This is a genomic window from Pedobacter paludisoli (assembly GCF_052344095.1).
Taxonomy (GTDB): domain Bacteria; phylum Bacteroidota; class Bacteroidia; order Sphingobacteriales; family Sphingobacteriaceae; genus Pedobacter.
The window spans coordinates 1,069,566-1,094,406 of sequence record NZ_CP179926.1 but is presented as its reverse complement, the minus strand read 5'-3'; the positions used below and the strand labels follow the sequence as shown (position 1 = coordinate 1,094,406).

Below are 24,841 nucleotides of genomic sequence, written 5' to 3'. Positions count from 1 at the left end.
GTTTAAGGGAGAATTACTTCGGCGGCAATGGTTTCGTACTTCATAAATTTTGCTTGAATTTCTGCAGATGGGGTAAATAATTCAGGGTGTAACATACATGCTAAGGCTTCAATACCTTGTACCAGGGTACCAATACTTGGTTGAGTAAACATATCAAAGTCTGCTAGATATACCTGATTATTTTGCACTGCCTGTAAATCGCACCAACCTTCTTTCTCTTTAAGCAGATGCATTTCTTCTCTCGTCCTGGAGATATCAAAACCACAAGGAGCAATTACCAATACTTCTGGATTGTATTTTAGTATTTTATCCCAAGGGGTGACAATGGAATCGCCTGCTGGATTAGACAACATATCAACACCTCCGGCAGCTGCTATTTGATACGGAATCCAATGTCCGCAGTTATAAATGGGTTCTATCCATTCCATTAACATGATACGCTTTAATGGCGCCTTATTGGCTCTTAAAACATCTAAAACCGCATCTGTCCTTTCATTTAATTTTGATAAATAGCGGTGAGCGACTTCTTCCATACCTAACGCTTTAGCTATGTCAATAGCACAATTTTGGACATCTTGTAAATTGTTTGGAGAGAGCGGAACCAAAATGGGTGCTTTGCTCAGTTTCATTACGGCTGTTTCGGTGCAAACCGTATCGATGTTGCACACTTCGCATAAATCTTGTGTAAAAACAATATCTGGCGCAACACTTTCTAGCACTTCCTGATCTACCCAATATAATTCTTTCCCTTCCTTTTTGAATGCTGAAAACAAAGTATCGATTTCCTGACTGGTATAATTTTTCCCTTCCAAAACGCAACGAACAATTTTTGGCAAATCTGTTGCTTCTTTAGGGCACTCGAAGGTTACTCCATGCAAGTATTCATGCAAGCCCATGTCGTATAACATCTTGGTTGCGGCAGGTAAAAAGGAAACAGCTTTCATATATTTAGTATTATAAGTTTAAGATTTTCATCAAAAGACGAATTTACGAAAAAACCCCTTCTGACGTTGTCAAAAGGGGCTCAATATGTTTTTTAAACTAAAACTACGCTTCTTGAAGTTGCAGTTTTAGCTCTGGGTACTTTGATTTTAAAATTTCGAATGCTCCAAATAGCAAGGTTCCGTATAATAAAGTACCATCCAAGAATCGAATTTCGAAAGGAATGGCATTCACTAAACACCTCCAATATCCAGCTAAATCTTGTGTGTATAACGGATTATGATACCATGAGCCGATGTCTGATACAATCCAGTGAATCAACACAATCACAAAAGATGATGCTAAAAATGAAAATACATTCACTTTCTTCATCAGTACTCTGCCCACTACAACCATTAATGCAATTGCCAAATAAGTCCAGGTTTCTTGTACCAATAAAATATCTGCATATTGCTTATAAATAGTAGTATACAAAACCAAGTCACTTATAAACAAACTCATCAACGGAAAAAGTAATGCTTTACGATAATCTTTGAAATAAGCTCCTCCAAATAATGCTACTGCACCTAATGAAGAAAAATTAGCAAATTCTAAGGCTTCAGAATTAAATGTTACTACTAATCGTAAAATCGTTACTGCTAGTATCATGGATAATAAAACAATATTACGAGGGTTGATCCTTACTTTAGACATCTTTCTAGATTTTAATAAAAGTACAATAATTTACACGTTACTGTAGCTAAATAAATAATATACAAAGGTAAAGTTTTTAATGAATATTAAAACTTACACCAGCATTAAAATTAAATCCAAGGCTATTATAACCAATTATTTCATTGTATTTTTCGTTTAAAATATTTTTTGCATCAAAAAATACTTTGAATTGTTTCTTTGCAAATGCATATTCAGCATACGCGTTTAGTAGCTGATAATGAGGAAGTGATTCTACGGTGTAAGTATTAAAATCACCATCTTTTCGGTTACCGAAGTAACGGAAGTTAACAGAAGCATATAAATTTTTAGTTGCCTGTGCGCCTGCCGTTAAACCGAAAGTATTTTGTGGTCTACGAAACAGGAAATCCTCAACTGTGTTGGACACATTATTGTATTCATTTCCTTCTACATATGCATAGTAACCTGTAAAATCGAAAATGTTAAGTTTCACTTTTGGCTCAATTTCAAAACCTTTAACTTTCTGTTTCGCTTGATTAATATAACCTAATCCGAAGTCGTAAATAATAGCATCTGTTAAATCGCGACTAAAGCCGGAAGCTCTTAACGAGAACTTATCATCCGCAAAGCTGAAGTTTACACCCGCTTCATAATTTTGAGATTTTTCAGGTTTTAAATTTAAGTTAGCTCCATACTGACCGAAAAGCATCGTTAATGTAGGCACTTTAAATCCGGTTGATACGGTTCCGAAAAGTTTAATTTGCTTGATGATGTTAATACTTGGTGTGATGTTATACGTATAATTCTCTCCATATTGTTCGTGATTGTTGTATCGGCCACCAATTTCTAAGTTAAATACACTTAAATCGTGTAAAAACAACGATCCGTAAGCTGCAAAAATATTGGTTTGAGGTTTATTTACACCTGAAGAAAGCTTCATATCACGGTTATCAATACCCACTAATAAATCTAATTTACTAGCTAGTTTTTGATCGTAAAATAAATCTATCTGATTAATTGAACCCATTCCTTGGCTGCTATACGGGAAGCCTCCGAAACTGCTTTCCGTTTCATTGGAATTTCTTTGATAGCTATAGTTCAGATTAATTTTTCCAGTAGAAAATTCATACTTCGCGTTTAATCCAGTAGAGAAGTTTTTAAGCTGCGCTTGATTCGCTGCTAAACCATCCGAAAAGGCACCTTCATCAATTTTATAATTACCATAAAAATAACGTACAAAAGGACTTACTGAAAAATGTTTATCCAATTGCAATCCGAAATTTGCATTTACTCCGTCAGTTTTGAAGCCATCTTCATCAAATGCAGTTGTGTTACCAACTGGGTTTGATGCTTCTGAAATACCATCTGTTTTGTTGTGTGTGTAGTTGATGTTGTAGGTAAAATCTTCTACTTTACCGTTTAATCCAATTGTTCCTTTATACGATTCGTAACTACCTGAACTTGCAACGCCAAAAACAGTTAATCCATTTGCTCCTGCTTTCTTGGTAATGATGTTTACAACACCGGCAATAGCATCTGAACCGTAAATAGTTGATTGACCACCACGAATAACTTCGATATGGTCGATTTGGTCAATTGAAAACAAACGTAAATCGAATGCTCCTCCGTTACCAGAAGGATCATTTTGTACAATACCATCAATTAAAACCACTGCATATGCGCTACCTGCACCACGCATGAATAAACTTTTATTCATACCAGGATTACTTCCTGCACCGGTTACAATTACTCCTGCTTGCTCGCTTAAAAGGTCTGGTAATGATTTACCATGACTCCGGTCAAGCACATCTCTACCAATAATACTAACTACTTTACCTGTTTGTGATTGCTTTTGGTCATTTTTTGTGGCGCTGATAACCACATCTTTAAGTTGCAAACTATCTACTGTTTGCGCCTTTGTTACTTGGCTCATTGTTAATTGAGCAAACCCTAGGCCTGCAGCAATTAAAATTCTTTTTTTGTTCATTTGATTGTGAGTTTTGCCCACAGCCAACAGAATGGAAAGGAAATGAAAATACGTAATCGATGTTGTACCTCTTCTCCTAGCTTCAATCCCCGAAAGCTATGAAATAATATGCTTAAGGCAGGTCTTCTGACTTACTCCCGGTATTCGGCCTTCCCATCTACATATTTAGAAAGTGGCAATAGATTGAATAACGTTTTTGGAGCTTACAGCTGCGGGACAGTTGCAGAATCTCACTGCATTCCCTTTTAATTCTGAGGCTAGGCCCAGAAACCAAAAGCAGTGCAAATGTATTAATTATTGATAGAAACGCAAATTCTAAATCTTCCGTCGTTTTTCATTGTCAAATTGCTGTTTTTAAAACGCAAATTCTCTTTATATATTTAGGCTATAATCCCACAAAATGAAAATACTTTTTGCTATTGCCTTTTCTATGCTAAGTTTATCTCTTATGGCACAAAAAACTGATACCATTTTTCTTCAAAAGTTGATGGAATCGAAACCGGAATGGTTTCAATCCGTATTAAACCATCCCGATAAAAATCAAATTCAGATTTTGTATACGCAGGTAAATCGCGACAGAAAAAATCATCCAAGCTTTAAAACTTTTAGCTACAACCTCAATCCAACCCATTATTTCTACCCGGCTAGCACGGTAAAATTAGCCGCTGTAATTATTGCATTGGAAAAAGTAAATCGCTTAAAAAGTACCGGGATAACGGTTAATAGCACGATGATTACAGATAGTGCTTTTCGGGCACAAACGAAAGTAACGCAAGATGTAAGTGCTAAAAATGGCCTTCCAAGCGTTGCGCAATACGTTAAAAAGATTTTGCTTACCAGTGATAACGATGCCTTTAATCGATTATATGAATTCATCGGCCGTGCAGAGATCAATGAGAAGCTAAAACTTCATCGGTTGAACAACAGCCGCATTTTAAATCGTTTAGCCATTGGCGATGCAGGGGAAACCTCAAAACACACCAATCCTATTCGCTTTTACAACGGGGAGCACTTGGTTTATAGCCAACCCGCACAATACGACCCAAAGGATTATGATTTGCCCTTGAGTAATTTGGTTATGGGAAAGGGATATTTAGACAGCAGTGATAACTTGGTTAACAAACCTTTTGATTTATCGGGCAAGAATGCATTTGCGTTAAACGACCAGCAAAGATTGATGCAAAAGCTGATTACACCAGAAGCTTTTCCTGCTGCAGAGCGATTTCATTTAACAGCAGAGGATTATGCGCTAATTTACACCTATATGAGCATGTATCCAACTGAAAGTACGTATCCTGAGTATGATCCAAATGAGTTTTGGCCAACCTATGCCAAAATGTTGTATTATGGGCGTGAGAAAGATATAAAAATAGATTCTGCTATCCGAATTTTTAATAAGTACGGAGATAGTTATGGTTTTATCATCGACAATTCTTATTTCGTAGATTTTAAAAATGGTATAGAATATTTCCTGACAGCTGTGGTACAAAGCAATGAGGATGGTATTTTTAATGATAACCAATACGAATATGAAAGCGTTTGTTATCCCTTTATGAAACATTTAGGTAGAACGATTTATGAATATGAATTGCAAAGAGTTAAAAAACATCAACCTGATTTAACGCGGATGAAGATGAATTACGGCAACTAATTATTGTTTCTGTTTCAGAAGTAATTTTTTCTTCTCCCTTTTCGAGCGGCTGCTTTGGTGTCAATTAATTCCTATTTTTGCAAAAACATTTTACTTTGGAAAAGAATAAATACAGCATTTTTGAGAGCGAATTACGTGTTCGTCCGGATGATATAGACATGTTTAATCATGTGCATAACAGTAAATATTTAGATTACGTTTTAGCGGCTCGATATGAGCAGATGGATAAATTCTACAAAATGCCATGGGAAGAGTTTACTAAATTAGGATTTGGCTGGGTTGTGAGCCATGTTGATATTAGCTTTAAACGCCCTTTATTAATGAACGATCTCATGCTCATTAAAACCGGTATTTTAAGCATGAATGAAAAAGGTTGTGCTGTTCAATTTGAAATCGTAAATAAAAGAACAGGAAAAGTTGCTTCTGATGGCGTATTCGATTATGTTTTAATAGATTTAAGCACCGGGCGTGGCTGCAAAGTTTCGGAAGAAATGATTAAAGCTTACAGCATCTAATTGAGTCACAAATCCTGATTACTAATATGAGTAAAGAGTTACGTCAACATTTTGAGAAGATTACACCATTAACTGACCCAGAATTTGACTATATTCTTTCGCATTTTACTACCAAAAAGCTCCGAAAACACCAATACTTAATTCAAGAGGACGAAATCGTAACAAACGATTATTTTGTAATTAAAGGACTTTTAAAAGCATCGCATTTTGATAGTGATGGCAAAGAACATATTTTGCAATTTGCATTGGAAGATTGGTGGATTACTGATTATCAGGCGTATTTTAACCAAACAAATGCAACACTGAGCATCGATTGTATTGAAAATGCTGAAGTTCTTTGTTTAAGTCTCCATAACAGGGATAAAATTTGTGCTGAATTACATAAAATAGAACACTTTTTTAGGCGAAAATCCAACTTTGGGTATATTGCTTTACAACGCCGAATTTTGTCGTTTTTAAACAGTAACGCAAAAGAACGTTACGAACAATTACTTATCCAATATCCTTCATTGGTTCAACGTGTACCCAAAAGCTTATTAGCTTCTTACTTAGGTGTATCCAGAGAAACGTTAAGCCGTCTTTCTTCTTAATGTGACAAAGGTCACTTGAAAATAGTGATGTACTTCCTGTAAGATTACGTGAATTCCGAGGAATTTTGTCATGGAAATTTTAAACAATTCGAAAATGAAAAGGTTAATTAAGAATGTCACAGCAGGATGTATGGTTTTAGCAAGCTTGGCCATTTCACTGCAAAGTAATCAAGCCATTGCACAATCTAAAAAAGTAAATAAAATGAAAAAAGTACTATTTGTGGTAACAAGTCACGATAAAAAAGGCAGTACAGGAGAACCAACAGGTTTTTACTTAGGTGAAGTTTCGCATCCATGGGAAGTTTTACATCATGCTGGTTATGAAATTGATTTTGTAAGCCCTAAAGGGGGAAAAGCACCCGTTGATGGTTTTAATTTAGAGGATGCCACCAACAAAGAATTTTGGGAAAACACAAAATACCACGCAAAAATTGAGCATACGATGAAACCATCTGATGTAAAGCCAGAAGAATATTCGGCAATATATTACGCAGGTGGACATGGTGCTATGTGGGATTTTGCAGATAACGCAGAATTAGCCTCCATAGCACAAAAGATTTATGAAAACAATGGCATTGTGAGTGCGGTTTGCCACGGCCCTGCGGGTTTGGTAAACATTAAGTTAAACAATGGAAAATTTTTAATCGATGGTAAAAAAATCAATGCTTTTACCAATGAAGAAGAAAATGCAGTTGGACTTGAAAAAGTTGTTCCATTTTTGTTAGAAAGCAAACTGATAGAACGTGGTGCTATTTTTGAAAAATCAGGCTTATGGCAAAACCATGTTGTTACTGACCAAAGGGTGGTAACTGGGCAAAATCCGCAATCAGCTAAAAGCGTGGGAGAATCTATTTTAGTGGAGCTGAAAAAATTGAATTAGATTTTTCTGCTGTAAAATTATTTAAGAGTAAGCTTACTTTAATGTAATCTTACTTTTTGTATTTTTGATGAATGTGGCAGAATACTTTAAAGTCAAAAAGCAAACTTTCATCTTTTTTCGAATTACTTGTACAGTCTTTAAAAGGACATGAAGTAGATTTAACTTCCGTAAGCATAAAAAGAGCCATTATTTTATTAGCCATTCCTATGATGTTAGAAATGGCAATGGAATCGGTTTTTGCGTTAGTTGATTTATATTTTGTAGGCCATTTAGAAAACAGCAGTAGTGCCATTCAAGCTGTGGGTTTAACCGAATCGGTATTAACTATTATTTATTCTTTAGCCATTGGTTTAAGTATGGCTGCAACGGCGGTAGTGGCAAGAAGGATTGGCGAAAAAAATCCCGAAGCTGCATCTAAAGCAGGTATGCAAACACTTCTAATTGCTGTTAGTGTTAATGTACTAATAAGTATTGCTGGTTTAATTTATGCGCGCGATATTTTAGTGCTCATGGGTGCTACATTAGAAACCGCCACTTATGGAACCACCTTTGTTCGCATTATGATGGGCGGAAGTATCATTATCGTGCTCTTGTTTTTAATAAACGGCATTTTTCGTGGTGCAGGCAATGCTGCCATTGCCATGCGAAGTTTATGGCTGGCGAATATTGCCAATATTATTTTATGCCCAGTGTTTATTAATGGGTTCGGTCCTATTCCTGCTTTTGGTTTAACTGGCGCAGCCATTGCCACCACTATTGGACGCAGTATGGGTGTGAGCTATCAAGTTTATCATTTATTTAATGGTAAAAATGCCCTTAAAGTTAAAATATCCTATTTTATCCCCGATTGGGAGCAGATAAAAGCAATTGTAAAAATTGCTGCCCCTGCTATTTTACAATTCGTTATTGCCAGCTGTAGTTGGGTGTTTTTAGCGGAGGTAGTGGCTACAACCGGGGGCGATAAAGGTTCTGCTGGCTACCAAACTGCATTGCGTTTAATGATGTTTTTTATGCTTCCGGCCTGGGGAATGAGTAATGCTGCTGCAACATTAGTCGGACAAAATTTAGGTGCCAAGCAAATTAAACGGGCAGAAGAATCGGTTTTTCAAACACTAAAATATATTGTGGTGTTTATGGCGATTGTAAGTGTATTGTTTTTAACCTGCGGACATCTATTTGCTGCATTCTTTACTTCGGACGAAGAAGTGATTGCTACTGCAGGTAAAGCGTTAAGAATTTTAAGCTTTGGCTTTGTTATTTATGGAGCTGCAATGGTCTTTAGCAGTGCTTTTAATGGTGCCGGCGATACTTGGACGCCAACCAAAATTAATGTTTTTGCCTTTTGGCTTTTTCAAATTCCTTTTGCTTATTTCTTAGCCAAGTATTTAGAGCTGGGCCCTACAGGTGTTTTTATTGCTATTCCGACTGCTGAGGCCGGTATTGCCATAGCTGCTTTTATGCTATTTAAAAAGGGAAAATGGAAGAAAACCGTTGTGTAAGTTCGTTCTTTTTTGAGACGCTTACTCGGAAAAAAGCATCAAAAGGACCACCGCAAGTACATACCTAAACTTGATTGAAACGGCATACCCCAATTTCGAATTGGGGATACAGTGGAAAGCAAGACTGAAGCAGCCGAAACGATTGAATTTTGCTTTTCGAATAATCAAGATGGGGCCTGTATTTATTCGCTAAAATTTACATTAAAAAGCATATCTTTGCGCAAAGATGAAGCATATACGTAATTTTTGCATTATTGCACACATTGACCATGGCAAAAGTACCCTGGCCGATAGATTATTAGAATATACCGCAACAATTTCGCAGCGTGAGGCGCAGGCACAATTGCTGGATAATATGGATTTGGAGCGTGAGCGTGGTATTACCATCAAAAGTCACGCTATTCAAATGAACTATAAAGTTGGGGGCGAAGAATATATATTTAACTTAATTGACACTCCTGGACACGTTGACTTTTCTTATGAAGTGTCGCGTTCGATTGCTGCTTGCGAGGGCGCTTTACTTATTGTAGATGCATCGCAAGGTATTCAGGCGCAAACCATATCGAATTTATATTTGGCTTTAGAGCACGATTTAGAGATTATTCCCATTTTAAATAAAATGGATTTACCTGGAGCGATGCCTGAGGAAGTAAAAGACCAAATTATCGATTTAATTGGTTGTGAACGCGATGATATTATTCCTGCTTCGGGTAAAACCGGGATGGGTATTCCAGAAATTTTGCAAGCCATTGTAGACCGTGTGCCAGCACCTGTAGGAAATCCAGATGGTGAGCTGCAAGCACTTATTTTTGACTCGGTTTTTAACTCGTTTAGAGGGATTATTGCTTATTTTAAAGTAGTAAACGGTGAGATTAAAAAAGGTGATAAGGTTAAGTTTATCAATACCGGCAAACAATACCTGGCTGATGAAGTAGGTATTTTGAAATTGGACATGTCGCCGCGTACAGTTGTTAAAACGGGTGATGTAGGGTATATTATTTCGGGTATTAAAGAAGCACGAGAAGTAAAGGTGGGTGATACCATTACTACGGTTGATAGACCTGCACCTGAAGCTATTCAAGGTTTTGAAGAAGTGAAACCGATGGTTTTTGCAGGTATTTATCCGGTTGATACAGATGAGTTTGAAGAACTGCGTGAAGCGATGCATAAATTACAATTGAACGATGCTTCGATTGTTTTTGAACCTGAAAGTTCTGCAGCTTTGGGCTTTGGTTTCCGTTGCGGTTTCTTAGGGATGCTCCACATGGAGATTATTCAAGAACGATTGGAACGCGAATTTGATATGACGGTAATTACTACTGTTCCCAACGTATCGTATGTTGCACACACGACAAAAGGCGTTGAAATTACTGTAAATAATCCATCTGATTTACCAGACCCGAGTAAGCTCGACTCTGTAGAAGAGCCATTTATTAAAGCAAACATTATTACAAAAGCCGAATTTGTTGGTCCTGTAATGAGTTTGTGTATTCAAAAACGTGGAATTATTGTAAATCAGTCGTATTTAACATCGGATAGGGTTGAATTAGTTTTTGAAATGCCTATGGGTGAAATTGTATTTGATTTCTATGATAAATTGAAAACAATTTCAAAAGGCTATGCATCTTTCGATTATCACCAAGTGGGCTACCGTAAATCGGATTTGGTTCGTTTAGATATGCTAATAAACGAAGAGCCTGTTGATGCCTTGTCGTCGTTGATTCACAGAAGTAATGCCTACGATTTTGGTAAAAAAATCTGCGAAAAATTAAAAGAATTAATACCTCGTCAACAATTCGAGATAAAAATACAAGCGTCTATTGGGGCTAAAGTTATTGCCCGTGAGACGTTAAGTGCTTTGCGTAAAGATGTAACTGCTAAGTGTTACGGTGGTGATATTTCGCGTAAACGTAAGTTATTAGAGAAACAGAAAAAAGGGAAAAAACGTATGCGCCAGGTAGGTAATGTGGAAATTCCGCAAACTGCTTTTATGGCCGTGTTAAAATTAGATTAAGCCATTAATGGTTATTATTAATAGTCAAAATGCTCAATTAGCGAATCGGTTATGGGGTTTTTCAACCTTTATAGCCAACAGCATTGAACATAACTATTCATTAAAAAACCTAGGCTTTCATAAATACAAACTGTATTTCGAGGCTACCAGCCAAAATAATTTTGGAGAATACCCAATTCGTGTTTCACGAACGGGTATCTCCTATCTTGATTATTTTTACAGCAATCTTTTTAAAAATTGGTCGTCTTTTACCTTTAAAAAATTTGGTAAAACCCCTACTCTTTACACGTTTTACAGAACCAATTTCGATGAAGATAAAAGAGGTGTTGCTTTTAATTTGAATAGAGCAGATTTTGTTGCAGCTGCCAAAACTGAAAAGGTGTTGGTTCAAGGTTGGATGTTTCGTGATCCTGAGAACATTCGGAAACATCGAAGCAAAATAATTCAATTCTTTAAACCCGTAGAACCTTATTTTACAGCAGTTAAGAACGAAATTGTAGAAGCCAAAAAACTTGCCGATGTTTTAATTGGCGTACACATTCGTCGTGGCGATTATGCCACTTTTGTTGGTGGAAAATGGTTTTATGCGGATGAAGATTATGCGCGTATGATGCGCGAGTTGGTAGCGCTCTACAAAGCCGAAAATAAGACTGTAGCTTTTTTGGTTTGCTCAAATGAAGATATCGATTTGAGTAAGTATGAGGGATTACATATTTTAAGCAAACCACGACATTTTATAGTCGATTTGTATTCGCTAGCTGAATGTGATGCTATTTTTGGCCCTCCTAGTACCTTTAGCCAATGGGCTGCTTATTATGGTAACAAACCTCTAACCATGGTTTTAAGTAAAAACCAAAAGATGGAATACCCAAAATTCAATCCTGATTTTGTTTCAGAATTGAATTTTCCGGAAAAGGAACTTTATCGGTTTTAATATCCGAAAAAATACAATTATAATAATATATTTGACCCACAATATTAATAATAGAGCAAATTATGCAACTTTTAGACGGGAAATACGTATCGGAGAAAGTTAAATTGCAAATTGCAGATGAAGCTGCAGCATTTTTAACGCAAAGTGGTAGAAAACCACATTTAGTAGCTATTTTAGTTGGTAACGACGGAGGAAGTGAGACCTACGTTGCGAGCAAAATGAAAAATTGCGAAAAAGTGGGCTTCAAATCATCTCTTTATAGATACGATAATACAGTTACGGAAGCTGAATTGTTAGCGAAGATTGAAGAAATTAATCAAGATGCGGATGTAGATGGGTTAATTGTTCAGTTACCTTTACCTAAGCATATTGACCCTGAAAAAGTTACCGAAAAAATTGATTACCGTAAAGACGTTGATGGTTTTCATCCGGTAAATTTAGGCCGTATGATGCGCAATTTACCATGCTTTATCCCAGCCACACCATATGGTATTTTGTTAATGTTGCAAGAATACAATATTGATACCACAGCAATGCATTGCGTAGTTGTTGGTCGCAGTAATATTGTGGGTAGCCCAATGAGTATTTTAATGGCTCGTAATGCCAATCCTGGTAATTGCACCGTTACGTTAACACACTCGCGCACAAAGGATCTAAAAGAGCAAGTTTTACAAGCCGATATTATTATTGCTGCTATAGGCAAGAAAAACTTTATTACTGCTGATATGGTTAAACCGGGAGCAATTATTATTGATGTGGGTATTAATCGTGAAAATTCTACAGAAACAAAATCGGGCTTTAAATTATATGGCGATGTTGATTTTGAAAACGTTGCTCCAAAAGCGTCGTTTATTACTCCAGTACCTGGTGGCGTAGGTTTAATGACCATTGTTGGTTTATTAAAAAACACCTTAGCATCGGCAAGAAAAGAGATTTATTCTTAAAAATTAAATTATAAATTACTATTTAAAAAGCAGCTCTAATTAGGGTTGCTTTTTTTTTACGTATAAAAAATTTTTCAAACACGTATAAAAATTATATCTTTGTTGTAATAAAAAACGGGGGTAAAACAATGGACACCAAATTAACCTTAAGTTTCAATCAAGAAGTAGTTAACAAAGCAAAAAAATACGCTGCAGATAACAACATCAGCTTGTCGCGTTTAATAGAGCATTTATTAACGCAAATTACATCAGGTGAGTATAAATCCATTGAAGCCTATCCCGTTGCTGATTGGGTAAATATGCTTGCAGAGGGCGATGCCGAGTACAAAAAAAGCCCAGCAAAAAGTCGCAAAGAATCAAAAGATGAATTTTTCGCTTCAAAGAAATAATGGATGAGGATATTTTTAGATGCGAATGTTCTGGTTTCTGTTTTAAATAAAGAGTATCCCGTTTTTACGTATTCTTCGCGAATTTTAAGTTTAGCGAACAACCCTAAATTTGAATTTTACACCTCTCCCCTTTGTTTGGCCATTGCTTTCTATTTTGCGGAGAAAAAGCAAAATGCGCAAGTAGCTAAGCAGAAGATAGATTTACTTTGTCAGTATATAAAAATTACAGCAAACACAGCTAATGGCGTAATGAAAGCTCTGTCTAACAAAGCAATTCATGATTTTGAGGATGGACTTGAATATTACGCAGCCGAAGGTGCTGATTGCAAATACATTTTAACCGAAGATATTTCTGATTTCTATTTTTCGGACATTGAGGTTTTAAATTGCCATTCGTTTTTTCAAAGGCATTTGCTTAATTAGCTTAATACGCACTATCAAAATCCTCCTATTCATTTAATCACATCCCAATAGTTTAACACACTTTAATAGACATCTTAAATCCATTAGAGTGTTTCATTTTTTAACTATTTTTTATGGATGATTTAAATAAATTTTTACTCGAAGACATTATTAAGGCTGGAAAGATAAGAATATCCGGATGGGATTTAATCTTTATTGTGTTGGTATTTTTCCTCACAAAACTGCTCTTACTTTTTATTAAGCGATGGATTTTAAAATATAACTTAAGAAAAAATCATCATTCATGGGATGGAAATACGAATGCTATTTTTCAATTGCTCAAGTACTTAATATGGATTATATCGATCTCTATTTCACTTAAGATAGCGAACATAAATTTATCTTTTTTAATGGCTGGATCGGCTGCCTTACTCGTTGGTGTTGGTTTTGGTTTACAACAAATCTTCCAAGATATAATTTCGGGAATTTTCATTTTAATTGAAAGAAATGTAAAGCTAGACGATGTAATGGAGGTGGATCAATTTATTGGCAGAATTAGCGAAATAGGCATGAGAACATCTACCATCATTACCCGAGATGGAAATAAAATCATTGTTCCAAATCATAAATTCATTAATGAAAACGTACTAAATTGGAGCAATATGGACGCATTAATGCGTTTTAAAATATCTGTGGGTGTGGCGTATGGAAGCGATGTGAATTTAGTTACGAAGTTACTCTTAGAAGCAGCGATAGATCACCCTGATATTATAGAGGACATGGAGCATAAACACATTGTACGATTGGTTGAATTTGGAGACAGTTCTTTAAATTTCGATTTACTTTTTTGGACGTCGAAAAAGTTTTTAGTTGAAAATGTAAAAAGTGAACTTCGATATGCTGTGTTGTCAAAATTGAATGAGAACAATATCAGCATACCTTTTCCGCAACGCGATTTAAACTTTAAGGGGGATATTGGAAATATGCTAAGTGATAAATCAAAGGGGGCAATGGATTAACCCCATAATCTAGACCACCAACTTTCTTTAAAACCGATGTAAAGTCCATCTTCGCGTACCTCAACGGGATACAGATTGATATAATCACCTTGTCCTTCCCTGCCTCTGCCTGTTTCTAAATTATATTCGTACCGATGAATGGGGCATACAAGATGACCGTTTTTACACCAACCACCATCAAAATGACCACCTGCATGCGGGCAATAAGCCTGACTCGCAAAGATTTTTCCAGCCGTATTGATGATGCAAATTTGTTTGCCATCCACCTTAACGGTCTTCATGCTATCTGCTGCTGGAATTTGTACTTTATTTAAAATTTTGAACCATTGCATAGTGTAAAAATACATCAAATAAATATCAGTGTTATTTCATCTTTCTATTAATTTTAGGTAGCTAGGCTATATAGTGCTTTTTTTTTAAGATATTTGCATCCTCAAAAATGAAACAACATATTCCAGAAGATGGCACCTTACTTCCTTTAATGGAAGAGTTTTATACAATTCAAGGCGAAGGATTTAATACCGGAAAAGCGGCTTATTTTATTCGCTTAGGTGGGTGTGATGTGGGTTGCCACTGGTGCGATGTTAAAGAGAGTTGGGACGCAGAAATGCATCCGCTTACCCTTTCGGATGTTATTGTTGAAAATGCAGATCAATATCCAGGTAAAGCAGTAGTGATTACTGGAGGAGAACCTTTAATTTATAACCTCGATTACTTGACTAATAAGTTAAAAGAGCGCGGCATTTTAACCTTCATCGAAACTTCTGGAGCCTATCCCCTTTCTGGAAATTGGGATTGGATTTGTTTATCACCAAAAAAATTCAAAGCGCCAAGACCGGATATTACTCCTTTTGCGAATGAATTAAAAGTAATCGTTTTTAATAAAAGTGATTTCAAATGGGCAGAGGAATATGCGGCAATGGTTTCTCCAACGTGTAAATTATACCTCCAGCCTGAATGGTCAAAATCAAAGGAAATTACACCTATGATTATTGATTATGTAATGGCTAATCCAAAATGGGAGATTTCTCTTCAAACGCATAAATTTTTAAATATTCCATAAATACTTTACTTTAGCTAAAGTGATATTATTGATGAGAACTTCAAGCTGCTTACGTTTGAAGTGTTCAATAGCGATTTATGCCCTTACTTTATGAAATTTAGCCTGCTCTTCTGTTTTTGTTTTGTCAATATCTTTTGCTTTGCTCAAGGTTCATCAAACAAGAAAGCCCAAGCTTTTTACGAAAAAGCCAATCCGTTTATTCAAAATCAAAAATATACAGAGGCCATCCCACTTTTAGAAAGTGCAGTACAAGCAGATCCGCAGTTTTTAAGTGCTTTTGTTACGCTTGGCGATCTTTACAAAACACAAAAGAAATACACCGAAGCACAGAGTAATTACCAAAAAGCATTGTCTATTAGTGTAGAGATAAGTCCTGTAGTTTTTTACAAGTTAGCGGAAACCCAATTTGCGCTTAGCGATTATGCAAAGGCAAAACAAAATTTCGGCAAATACACATCACTTGAACGCGACCCTAAAAATTTAGCTAAGGCAAGAAAATACATAGCAGATTGCGATTTTGCCGCAGAAGCGATTAAAAAGCCTGTAACCTATAATCCAACAAATTTAGGGACGGGTGTAAATACTGATCAACCTGAATATTTCCCGGCTATTACGGGTGATGGGGAAACCTTAATTTTTACGCGACAAATTAATGGAAATGAGGATTTTTGGACTGCACAGTTTAAAAACAATTCTTGGAACTTAGCCAAGCCCCTTTCCAGTAAAATAAACACGAGTTATAACGAAGGAGCACAATCTATTTCTCCGGATGGAAAATATCTTTTTTTTACCGGTTGTAACCGTTCAGACGGTTTAGGTCGCTGTGATATTTATGTTTCGCACCGCGAAGGTCAAGATTGGGGCGTTCCATATAACATTGGTGAACCTGTTAATTCTGAATATTGGGAATCGCAACCTGCTATTAGTCCAGATGGAAAAACCTTATATTTTATTAGTAATAGACCCGGCGGATCAGGTGGATACGATATTTGGAGCAGTACGATTACCGATGATTTAAAATGGGGCCCTGCAATAAATCTAGGACCAAACATCAATACTGCTTTTGACGAAAATACGCCCTTTCTTCATGCCGATGGTAGAACGCTTTATTTTTCATCAGATGGTTGGCTTGGATTTGGAAACAAAGATATTTTCTTCAGCAGAATGGATACACAAGGTGCATGGTTAAAGCCTACTAACATGGGTTACCCGATAAATTCGTTTGAAGATGAAAATGGACTTACAGTAAGCGCAGATGGAAATTTCGGACTGTTTTCATCCAATTTAAAGGGTGGTTTTGGAAAACAAGATATTTATAGTTTTGGCATTCCTGAACTAGCTAAACCAGCAAAAGTAAGTTATGTAAAAGGAATCGTGCGCGATAAAGACACCAAAAGAACCATCGAAAGTAATATTCAGGTAGTTGATTTAAAAAGCAATAAAACTGTTTTTGAAGATTACACAGATCCAGAAACAGGCGAATTCTTAGCCATCATGCCTGTTGGAACCGATTATCTTTTTAATGTAAATGCCGAAGGATATTTGTTTTATTCAGAAAATTTCGATTTAAAAGAAGCCACTAGGAATAAACCATTTATAATTGAAGTGAGTATCGAGAAAATAAAAATGGGTGCAAACGTTACTTTAAAAAATATTTTCTTTGACACAAATAAGTACAATCTATTACCTGCGTCTCTCAAGGAGTTGGAAGTTTTAATTGGTTTTTTAACCGATAATTCTACAGTTCATATTGAAATTCAAGGATATACCGATAACATTGGTGATGATGCTTTAAATGAAAAATTATCATTTAACCGTGCAAATGCCGTATACGAATATTTGGTAAAATATGGTATCAGTGCTAGTCGATTAACGTTCAAGGGGTATGGAGCGCGTAATCCGATTGCGGATAACAAGACAGAAATGGGTCGTAAAAATAATAGGAGAACTTCTTTTGTTATCACCAAAGTTTAACAAACAGTTTGAAGCATATAGATGTTATACCTGAAAAATTTGTAAGCATGAAAGAATTCGAGGTTGCCACTTTTGGTGGTGGTTGTTTTTGGTGTGTTGAAGCCGTAATTCAACGTTTAAAGGGAGTAGAAAAAGTAGTATCAGGTTATGCGGGCGGAAGCTTAAAGCAACCTACTTACCGCGAAATTTGTACAGGCACAACCGGACACGCGGAGGTGATACAGGTAACATTTAATCCGGATGAAATCTCTTATCAAGATTTACTTCAGGTTTTTATGACAACCCACGATCCTACTACGCTGAACCGTCAAGGTGCTGATAGAGGTACACAATATCGTTCAACGATCATGTATACCAATGAATCACAGAAGGAAACTGCATTGAAAATTATTGCTGATTTGAAGGAATATTTTGATGACCCTATTGTAACGGAAGTGGTTCCATTACCTGAATTTTATCCTGCCGAGGCCTATCATCAAGATTATTATAACCAAAACGGTGAGCAAGGATATTGTGTAGTGGTTATTAATCCAAAAATCAAAAAGCTAAGAGAACTTTATAAAGACCGATTAAAACCGGAAACCTACTAATTTTATCATGAAACATCTATTCAAGGTTGCAGCAAAATGGTCTAAAGAAAATAAAAATCTGTACGCTACAATTTCGAAAAAGTATACCAAAACGCATGAGATTCACATCCAAGGTAAAGAGTTACTCCAAATATCGGCGGCAAAATTGTTTAAAGGAGATCCAAACTTATTAAACCCCGAGGATTTATTATTAAGCAGTCTTGTTTCTTGTCACCTTATGTCTTACCTATATGTTTGTGCACAAAATGGCATTGAATTAATTAGTTATGAAGACTGCGCAGAGGGTGACTTAGAGCTAAATAGTTTCGGAGGAGGAAAGTTTACCGAAGTTCGATTGCACCCAAAAGTTGAGGTCGCAAGTCCTGAAATGGTTACCAAGGCTTTGGCTTTACATCAAGAAGCTAATCAACTATGTTTTATTTCAAATTCTTGTAATTTCCCTGTTAAGCACTTCCCTAGATGTGAAAGTATATAAATAGCTTACTTATTAAGCACTTAAAAAAGTAAGCTATCTCTGATTTTACAAAATTGCTTGTCTGATTCGAATTAACTTCGTTAAAGTTTCCTCTAATAAATCTAAATGAAGCATATTGGCTCCATCCGATTTAGCATTTGCCGGATCAGGATGTGTTTCAATAAATAAACCATCCGCACCTACAGCGATTGCTGCTTTTGCAATTGTTTCAATTAATGCTGGCTTCCCTCCTGTTACGCCCGACGATTGATTTGGTTGTTGCAACGAGTGTGTACAATCCATTACAACAGGTACTCCGAAAGATTGCATTTCAGGCAATCCACGGTAATCAACAATTAAATCTTGATATCCAAAAGTGTTCCCACGGTCTGTCAAAATTACCTTATCATTTCCGGCTTCTTTAATTTTTTCTACAGCAAATTTCATCGATCCTGCAGAAAGAAACTGGCCTTTCTTTACATTGACAACTTTACCTGTTTGTGCAGCTGCTACTAATAAATCAGTTTGACGACAAAGAAAAGCAGGAATTTGAAGCACGTCTACGTAAGCTGCCGCCATTGCTGCTTCGTCGCTTTCGTGTATGTCAGTAACGGTTGGAACACCAAATTCTCGCGCAACTTTTTCCAAAATCTTCAAGGCTTTTTCATCGCCAATTCCTGTAAATGAGCTGCCTTTACTTCTATTTGCCTTACGATATGATCCTTTAAAAATATAGGGTATGCTTAGTTTATCCGTTATTTTTACAATTTTCTCTGCAATTCTAAGTGCTATTTCTTCACCCTCAATTGCACAAGGACCAGCCATTAAAAAAAAATTGCCTGAGTTGGTATTCTTTAAGTTATCTAAATAATTTATCATTTCTACTTGCTCTTAAATAAAAAGAGATTAAAGAATTCTACAAAAAAAAAAATTCTTTAATCTCAGATATGGACAAATGTAAAATTAGTTTCCTAATTCCGACATAAATTTTATTCGCATTAATTGGATTTCCTCTCGGGTATAATCGCTTTCACCAAGTTCGCTTAATGCTTCATCAATCGAGTCACTTTCAGCGGCTCTGAAGTAATCAAATACCTCATCTTGACGATCATCATCAATCACTTCATCAATAAAATAATTCAAGTTTAATTTGGTGCCAGAATTTACAATCGATTCTACTTCTTTTAAAATCTCTTCGTAAGTAATTCCTTTTGAATCTGCAATGTCTTCTAAACCTATCTGTCGGTCGATATTCTGAATAATCGAGACCTTCATTTGTGATTTATTTGCTTGTGTTTTAATGATTAAATCAATCGGACGTTCGATATCATTATCCTCTACATACTTTTTAATCAGTTCGATGAAAGGTGTACCAAACTTCATTGCTTTACCAGAACCAACACCCGAAATTTGGCGCAGTTCTTCCGTCGTGATGGGATAATGTGTACACATTTCTTCCAACGATGGATCTTGAAAAACAACAAAAGGCGGAACATTTTTCTGCTTGGCTATTTTCTTGCGCAAATCTTTAAGTAACTGCAATAAATGCGTATCCAACGCACCACTGCCTTGTTTTACATCATCTATTTCATCTTCTACCCCTGAATCAATTGGCTCATTTAAAATAAACTTAATACTGAACGGACTTTGAATAAATTCCCGTCCTTGCTTCGTCAATTTTAATAGGCCGTAATTATCAATATCTTTAAACAAGAAATTATTTAATACTGCTTGACGCAAAATTGATTTCCACATCAGTTCCCCTTCTTGCTTGCCGATACCAAACTCTGGAAATTTACTGTGCTCGTATGCAATTGTTTGTGCCGTTTCTAAACCTAAAAACACGTTTAACAAATGGGCATCATCAAATTTCTCTTCCGTTTTTTCGATAAACTTCAGTAAGATGCTCAGTTGCTCTTCACTATCAAATTGTTTCTTCGGTTTTTTGCAATTATCACACATGCAATTACAACCCGTCTCATTAAAGTTTTCGCCAAAATAATGCAAAATTTGTTTTCGGCGGCAAACCCCAGATTCTGCATAATCGATTACTTCCTTTAAAATTTGCGTACCAATCTCACGTTCAGATACCGGCTTGTCTTTCATGAATTTAGCCAGTTTATCTACATCTTTTTGCGAATAGAAAGCAATACAAACTCCTTCACCACCATCACGACCGGCTCTTCCGGTTTCCTGGTAGTAACCCTCCATACTTTTTGGCACATCGTGATGAATAACGAAACGTACATCGGGTTTATCAATCCCCATTCCAAAAGCAATAGTAGCTACAATAACCTCTGCATCTTCCATCAAGAATTTATCTTGCGTTTCGGCTCTCACCTTCGCATCCAAACCAGCGTGATAAGGTAAAGCGCTAATACCATTTAAGTTTAATGCTTCTGCAACCTCTTCAACTTTTTTACGGCTCAAGCAGTAAATAATTCCTGATTTACCGGGATTGGATTTTATAAACTTGATAATCTCTTTGGTGATATCGCGCTTAGGGCGGATTTCATAAAATAAATTCGGTCTATTAAACGAGGATTTAAACAAAGTAGCCTCAGTCATTCCCAAGTTCTTAACAATATCTTGTTGAACTTTAGGTGTAGCTGTAGCCGTTAATGCTATAATCGGGATGTTGTTTCCTAAACCACTAATCACCTGTCTAATTTTGCGGTATTCTGGTCTGAAATCATGACCCCATTCGGAGATACAATGCGCTTCATCAACCGCAACAAAAGAAATTTTAATCAGATTTAAAAAATCAATGTTGTCTTGCTTCGCCAATGACTCTGGCGCCACGTACAACAACTTTGTTTGACCACTTAGCAAGTCTGTTTTAACTTGTGTGATTTCTGATTTATTTAGGGATGAGTTAAGAAAATGAGCGATACTATCATTTCCACCAAAAGCTCTTAATTGATCAACCTGATTCTTCATTAAGGCTATTAAAGGCGAAATTACAATTGCCGTTCCTTCGCTCATTAATGCCGGCAATTGATAGCAAATAGACTTCCCTCCACCCGTTGGCATAATAACAAAAGTGTTATTACCCTCTAAAATATTTGTAATGATCGATTCTTGATCACCCTTGAAATTATCAAACCCGAAAAAATTTTGCAGGTTATCAAATAACGACTTTTTCACGTCCATTTTGTGTAATAAAATATGCTATGCTATTTTTCTATCCAAAATAACATAATTTTACAACAATTTCAAGTATTAACACACAATTATTTTCTCTTTGAAAAGTAAAAAATCTATTATCGAATCAGCCATCAGCACATTGAAGCTAGAGGCAACTGCCATTTTAAACATTGCGCAAAACATTAATGATGATTTTGAACAGGTTGTACGCACTATTTTGCAGTGTGAAGGTAGGGTAATTGTTACAGGAATTGGCAAAAGTGCCATTATCGCGCAAAAAATAGTGGCTACCTTCAATTCAACCGGAACCCCCGCCATTTTTATGCATGCAGCAGATGCCATTCATGGCGATTTAGGAATTATACAAAAAAACGACGTAATTATTTGCCTCTCTAAAAGTGGAAACACGCCCGAGATAAAAATTCTAGTTCCTTTATTAAAGAATTCGGGCAATAAACTTATTGGAATGGTTGGCGAGCTTAAATCTTTCTTAGCCGATCAGGCTGATATGGTTTTAAATACCACTGTTGAAAAAGAAGCCTGCCCACATAACCTAGCACCAACCACTAGTACAACGGCTCAATTGGCTATGGGAGATGCTTTAGCCGTTTGTTTATTGGAATGCAGAAATTTTGAGGAAGCTGATTTTGCCAAATATCATCCAGGTGGATCGTTAGGAAAAAAACTTTATTTGAAAACTGGTGATCTAGCCCTTTCAAATGAGAAACCTTCTATCCAGCCTACGGCGTCTGTAAAAGAGGTGCTCATTGAAATTAGTAAAAACCGCTTGGGCGCTGTTGCTGTTATTGACCAAAATAATGCTGTAATAGGTATTGTAACCGATGGAGATATTAGAAGGATGCTGGAAACTACACCCAATTACAATTCATTGATGGCAAAAGACATCATGGGTAAAAATCCAAAAAGCATTCAATACGATGCACTTGCGGTGGATGCTTTTAATTTAATTAAACAAAATAACATCACGCAGTTGTTAGTTTTAAAACAAAACACGTACTTTGGCATTGTCCATTTACACGACCTTTTAAACGAAGGGATAGTATAAATTTTAATTGAAATAATGAACAAAAACTACTATGCATTAATTATGGCTGGCGGCGTAGGAAGCCGTTTCTGGCCTGTTAGCAGAACTCAATTCCCGAAGCAGTTCATTGATTTTTTTGGTACTGGAAAAACCCTAATCCAAAGTACTTATGACAGATTTATCAAAATTTGTCCTCCTGAAAATATTTTTATTGTTACTAATGAGATTTATAGCGATTTAATTAAAGAACAATTACCTGATTTAGGAGACAATCAAATTTTAGCGGAACCTTTAATGCGTAATACCGCTCCTTGTATTGCGTATGGCAGCTTTAAGATACACGAATTAAATCCAGATGCGACGATCGTAGTAGCACCTTCTGATCATACAATTGGTGATTTAGATGGTTTCATTCAAACCGTAGAGAGTGCTTTAGATGCAGCTTCAAAAAACGATTGCCTTATTACGTTAGGGATAAAACCGAATAGACCAGATACAGGCTATGGCTACATTCAACATACTGATCACGTACTAAACACAAACAAGGATTTTCACAAAGTAAAAACCTTTACCGAAAAGCCTAATTTAGAGCTAGCGAAATCTTTCCTGCAAAGTGGTGATTTTCTATGGAACGCAGGTATTTTTATTTGGTCGGCAAAAGCTATTTTAAATGCATTTTCAGAACACTTGCCTGAAATGTACGATATTTTTGCAGCGGGTAAATTAGAACTCAATCGTTCGGGTGAAAAAAACTTTATTAACAATGCCTATTTTCAATGCACCAATATCTCTATAGATTTTGGTATTATGGAAAAAGCCAATAATGTATATGTTTTACCATCTGAATTTGGCTGGTCTGATTTAGGCACTTGGGCATCTATTTACGAAATGGCCGAAAAGGATTATGTTGGGAATGCTGTTATCCCTTCGGAACAAGTATTGATGTTTGATTCATCTAATTGTATGATTAATGTACCGAAGGATAAGTTGGTAATTCTTAATGGATTACACGATTATATTGTAGTAGAAAACAATAACATGCTTATGGTTTGCCCACGCAGTGAAGAGCAAAAAGTAAAAGAATTTGTTGCGGAAGTAAAATCGAAATTTGGCACAAAATTCATTTAACAATTTTAACTAGAACTCATAAAAAAGCGCTGCTCAATTGAATTTGATCAGCGCTTTTTCTTTTAAATAACTAAACCGTCCGCTGTCTGATGGCTTCATACAAAATCACACCAGCTGCCACTGAAACGTTTAAAGATTCTATTTTTCCTGCCATTGGAATTTTAGCTAAGTGATCGGCTACGCGTAAAAGTTCATTTGAAATTCCTTCATCTTCCGATCCCATAATAATGGCAGTGGGCGCTGTATAATCAGGGGCATAGATAAAGTCGTTTGTTTTTTCTGTACATGCAACAATTTGCAATCCACTTTCTTGCAAAAATAAACAGGTTTTATGCAGATTAGAGTGTCGGCAAATTGGAATGCTAAATAAAGCACCTGCCGATGTTTTAATAGCATCTGCATTGATTTGAGCTGCATTTTTTAATGGAACTACAATGGCATGTACGCCCACACAAGCTGCTGTGCGTGCAATTGCCCCCATATTACGCACATCGGTAACACTATCCAAAACTAAAATCAACGGAACTTCGCCCTTCTCGAATGTAGACTGAATGATGTCTTCTATATTTTGATAAGTAATGGGTGAAATTACCGCAATAACCCCTTGATGATTCTTTTGCGACATGCGGTTTAATTTTTCAACTGGAACCAGGTTCATTGGAATGAGTGAACCTGATAAAAGGCTTTTAAGTTCCAGAAATAAATCGCCGCTTAAACCACGTTGTACGTAAATAGTTTCGATATCTCGACCGGCTTTGATCGCTTCAATTACTGCCCGTATACCAAAAACAAACTCATTATTCTCCTTTACTCGCTGTGGTCGTCTAAAATTATCCATATTTTGAAATTGTAGGGCAAAAATATTCAAATAAATGGATAGCCACTAATTTGAGTGATTCTTATTAACATTTTATTGTTTAAAATTTTAATCACACTCTAAAAAGCTCTAAAAAATAATCTAATTACAAGTCAATTTGTTAACAAACAACTAGAAACTTCTAC

The 24,841-nt window shown here is 36.1% G+C and carries 24 protein-coding genes and 1 riboswitch; of the genes, 17 read left to right on the top strand and 7 right to left on the bottom strand.

From position 1 onward, the window contains the following. Positions 1-2: 2 nt before the first annotated feature. The 3 genes from ACJVDK_RS04285 to ACJVDK_RS04275 form a co-directional block, all read right to left on the bottom strand. Entirely contained in the window at positions 3-944 is a 942-nt protein-coding gene (locus ACJVDK_RS04285; protein WP_443939057.1) for an ABC transporter substrate-binding protein, read from the bottom strand. 103 nt (positions 945-1,047) lie between these two features. Further along, on the bottom strand, positions 1,048-1,635 hold the full coding sequence (locus ACJVDK_RS04280; RefSeq protein WP_443939056.1) for a DUF6580 family putative transport protein: 588 nt from the start codon (positions 1,633-1,635) through the stop codon (positions 1,048-1,050). A 76-nt stretch (positions 1,636-1,711) separates the two neighbouring features. Further along, positions 1,712-3,601: a TonB-dependent receptor plug domain-containing protein gene (locus ACJVDK_RS04275; RefSeq protein WP_443939055.1), complete on the bottom strand. Its 1,890-nt coding sequence runs from the start codon at positions 3,599-3,601 to the stop codon at positions 1,712-1,714. A 99-nt stretch (positions 3,602-3,700) separates the two neighbouring features. Next, positions 3,701-3,891, bottom strand: a riboswitch (cobalamin riboswitch). A 158-nt stretch (positions 3,892-4,049) separates the two neighbouring features. Here ACJVDK_RS04275 and ACJVDK_RS04270 point away from each other — a divergent pair. The 11 genes from ACJVDK_RS04270 to ACJVDK_RS04220 all read left to right on the top strand — a co-directional run bounded on the left by ACJVDK_RS04270 (position 4,050) and on the right by ACJVDK_RS04220 (position 14,438). Next, the gene (locus ACJVDK_RS04270) at positions 4,050-5,252 is read left to right on the top strand and encodes a serine hydrolase (protein ID WP_443939054.1); all 1,203 of its coding nucleotides are present in this window, start codon (positions 4,050-4,052) and stop codon (positions 5,250-5,252) included. Between the two features lie 95 nt (positions 5,253-5,347). Beyond that, positions 5,348-5,767: an acyl-CoA thioesterase gene (locus tag ACJVDK_RS04265; RefSeq protein WP_443939053.1), complete on the top strand. Its 420-nt coding sequence runs from the start codon at positions 5,348-5,350 to the stop codon at positions 5,765-5,767. A gap of 26 nt (positions 5,768-5,793) precedes the next feature. Next, positions 5,794-6,357, top strand: a complete 564-nt coding sequence (locus ACJVDK_RS04260; protein ID WP_443939052.1) for a Crp/Fnr family transcriptional regulator — start codon at positions 5,794-5,796, stop codon at positions 6,355-6,357. A gap of 94 nt (positions 6,358-6,451) precedes the next feature. Further along, positions 6,452-7,237 (top strand): type 1 glutamine amidotransferase domain-containing protein, encoded by a 786-nt coding sequence (locus tag ACJVDK_RS04255; RefSeq protein ID WP_443939051.1) that lies wholly within the window; start codon positions 6,452-6,454, stop codon positions 7,235-7,237. Between the two features lie 71 nt (positions 7,238-7,308). Next, positions 7,309-8,736 (top strand): MATE family efflux transporter, encoded by a 1,428-nt coding sequence (locus ACJVDK_RS04250; RefSeq protein ID WP_443939050.1) that lies wholly within the window; start codon positions 7,309-7,311, stop codon positions 8,734-8,736. A gap of 226 nt (positions 8,737-8,962) precedes the next feature. Beyond that, positions 8,963-10,750: a translation elongation factor 4 gene (gene lepA, locus ACJVDK_RS04245; protein ID WP_443939049.1), complete on the top strand. Its 1,788-nt coding sequence runs from the start codon at positions 8,963-8,965 to the stop codon at positions 10,748-10,750. Between the two features lie 7 nt (positions 10,751-10,757). Continuing rightward, positions 10,758-11,684: an alpha-1,2-fucosyltransferase gene (locus ACJVDK_RS04240; protein ID WP_443939048.1), complete on the top strand. Its 927-nt coding sequence runs from the start codon at positions 10,758-10,760 to the stop codon at positions 11,682-11,684. A gap of 62 nt (positions 11,685-11,746) precedes the next feature. Next, positions 11,747-12,628, top strand: coding sequence for a bifunctional 5,10-methylenetetrahydrofolate dehydrogenase/5,10-methenyltetrahydrofolate cyclohydrolase (locus tag ACJVDK_RS04235; protein ID WP_443939047.1), 882 nt, complete (start codon positions 11,747-11,749; stop codon positions 12,626-12,628). 128 nt (positions 12,629-12,756) lie between these two features. After that, positions 12,757-13,017, top strand: a complete 261-nt coding sequence (locus tag ACJVDK_RS04230) for a DUF6364 family protein (RefSeq protein WP_443939046.1) — start codon at positions 12,757-12,759, stop codon at positions 13,015-13,017. A 3-nt stretch (positions 13,018-13,020) separates the two neighbouring features. Then, the gene (locus tag ACJVDK_RS04225; RefSeq protein ID WP_443939045.1) at positions 13,021-13,440 is read left to right on the top strand and encodes a PIN domain-containing protein; all 420 of its coding nucleotides are present in this window, start codon (positions 13,021-13,023) and stop codon (positions 13,438-13,440) included. Positions 13,441-13,553: 113 nt separating this feature from the next. After that, positions 13,554-14,438, top strand: coding sequence for a mechanosensitive ion channel family protein (locus ACJVDK_RS04220; protein ID WP_443939044.1), 885 nt, complete (start codon positions 13,554-13,556; stop codon positions 14,436-14,438). On the opposite strand, the gene ACJVDK_RS04215 is transcribed toward ACJVDK_RS04220, so the two are convergent. Further along, positions 14,435-14,770: a Rieske (2Fe-2S) protein gene (locus ACJVDK_RS04215; protein ID WP_443939043.1), complete on the bottom strand. Its 336-nt coding sequence runs from the start codon at positions 14,768-14,770 to the stop codon at positions 14,435-14,437. The genes ACJVDK_RS04220 and ACJVDK_RS04215 overlap by 4 nt on opposite strands. A gap of 107 nt (positions 14,771-14,877) precedes the next feature. On the opposite strand from ACJVDK_RS04215, the gene ACJVDK_RS04210 reads away from it, so the two are divergent. From ACJVDK_RS04210 to ACJVDK_RS04195, 4 genes are all read left to right on the top strand, one after another. Then, entirely contained in the window at positions 14,878-15,501 is a 624-nt protein-coding gene (locus tag ACJVDK_RS04210) for a 7-carboxy-7-deazaguanine synthase QueE (protein WP_443939042.1), read from the top strand. Positions 15,502-15,591: 90 nt separating this feature from the next. Beyond that, on the top strand, positions 15,592-17,475 hold the full coding sequence (locus tag ACJVDK_RS04205; protein ID WP_443939041.1) for an OmpA family protein: 1,884 nt from the start codon (positions 15,592-15,594) through the stop codon (positions 17,473-17,475). Positions 17,476-17,522: 47 nt separating this feature from the next. Then, positions 17,523-18,065 carry a peptide-methionine (S)-S-oxide reductase MsrA gene (gene msrA / locus ACJVDK_RS04200; protein WP_443939040.1) on the top strand — a complete coding sequence of 181 codons (543 nt, stop codon included), beginning with the start codon at positions 17,523-17,525 and terminating at the stop codon, positions 18,063-18,065. Between the two features lie 7 nt (positions 18,066-18,072). Beyond that, positions 18,073-18,540 (top strand): OsmC family protein, encoded by a 468-nt coding sequence (locus ACJVDK_RS04195; RefSeq protein WP_443939039.1) that lies wholly within the window; start codon positions 18,073-18,075, stop codon positions 18,538-18,540. A 45-nt stretch (positions 18,541-18,585) separates the two neighbouring features. Here ACJVDK_RS04195 and kdsA read toward each other — a convergent pair whose 3' ends face one another. Together kdsA and recQ are read right to left on the bottom strand one after the other, a co-directional pair. After that, positions 18,586-19,398, bottom strand: coding sequence for a 3-deoxy-8-phosphooctulonate synthase (kdsA, locus tag ACJVDK_RS04190; RefSeq protein WP_443939038.1), 813 nt, complete (start codon positions 19,396-19,398; stop codon positions 18,586-18,588). 84 nt (positions 19,399-19,482) lie between these two features. Further along, positions 19,483-21,672: a DNA helicase RecQ gene (recQ, locus tag ACJVDK_RS04185; protein ID WP_443939037.1), complete on the bottom strand. Its 2,190-nt coding sequence runs from the start codon at positions 21,670-21,672 to the stop codon at positions 19,483-19,485. A gap of 91 nt (positions 21,673-21,763) precedes the next feature. Here recQ and ACJVDK_RS04180 point away from each other — a divergent pair, with 91 nt between their 5' ends. Both ACJVDK_RS04180 and ACJVDK_RS04175 read left to right on the top strand, forming a co-directional pair. Continuing rightward, entirely contained in the window at positions 21,764-22,732 is a 969-nt protein-coding gene (locus ACJVDK_RS04180; RefSeq protein ID WP_443939036.1) for a KpsF/GutQ family sugar-phosphate isomerase, read from the top strand. A 15-nt stretch (positions 22,733-22,747) separates the two neighbouring features. Further along, positions 22,748-23,839, top strand: coding sequence for a mannose-1-phosphate guanylyltransferase (locus ACJVDK_RS04175; RefSeq protein WP_443939035.1), 1,092 nt, complete (start codon positions 22,748-22,750; stop codon positions 23,837-23,839). A 70-nt stretch (positions 23,840-23,909) separates the two neighbouring features. Here the strand turns inward: ACJVDK_RS04175 and rlmB are convergent, their stop codons facing one another. Next, positions 23,910-24,677 carry a 23S rRNA (guanosine(2251)-2'-O)-methyltransferase RlmB gene (rlmB, locus tag ACJVDK_RS04170; RefSeq protein ID WP_443939034.1) on the bottom strand — a complete coding sequence of 256 codons (768 nt, stop codon included), beginning with the start codon at positions 24,675-24,677 and terminating at the stop codon, positions 23,910-23,912. Between the last annotated feature and the right edge of the window lie 164 nt (positions 24,678-24,841).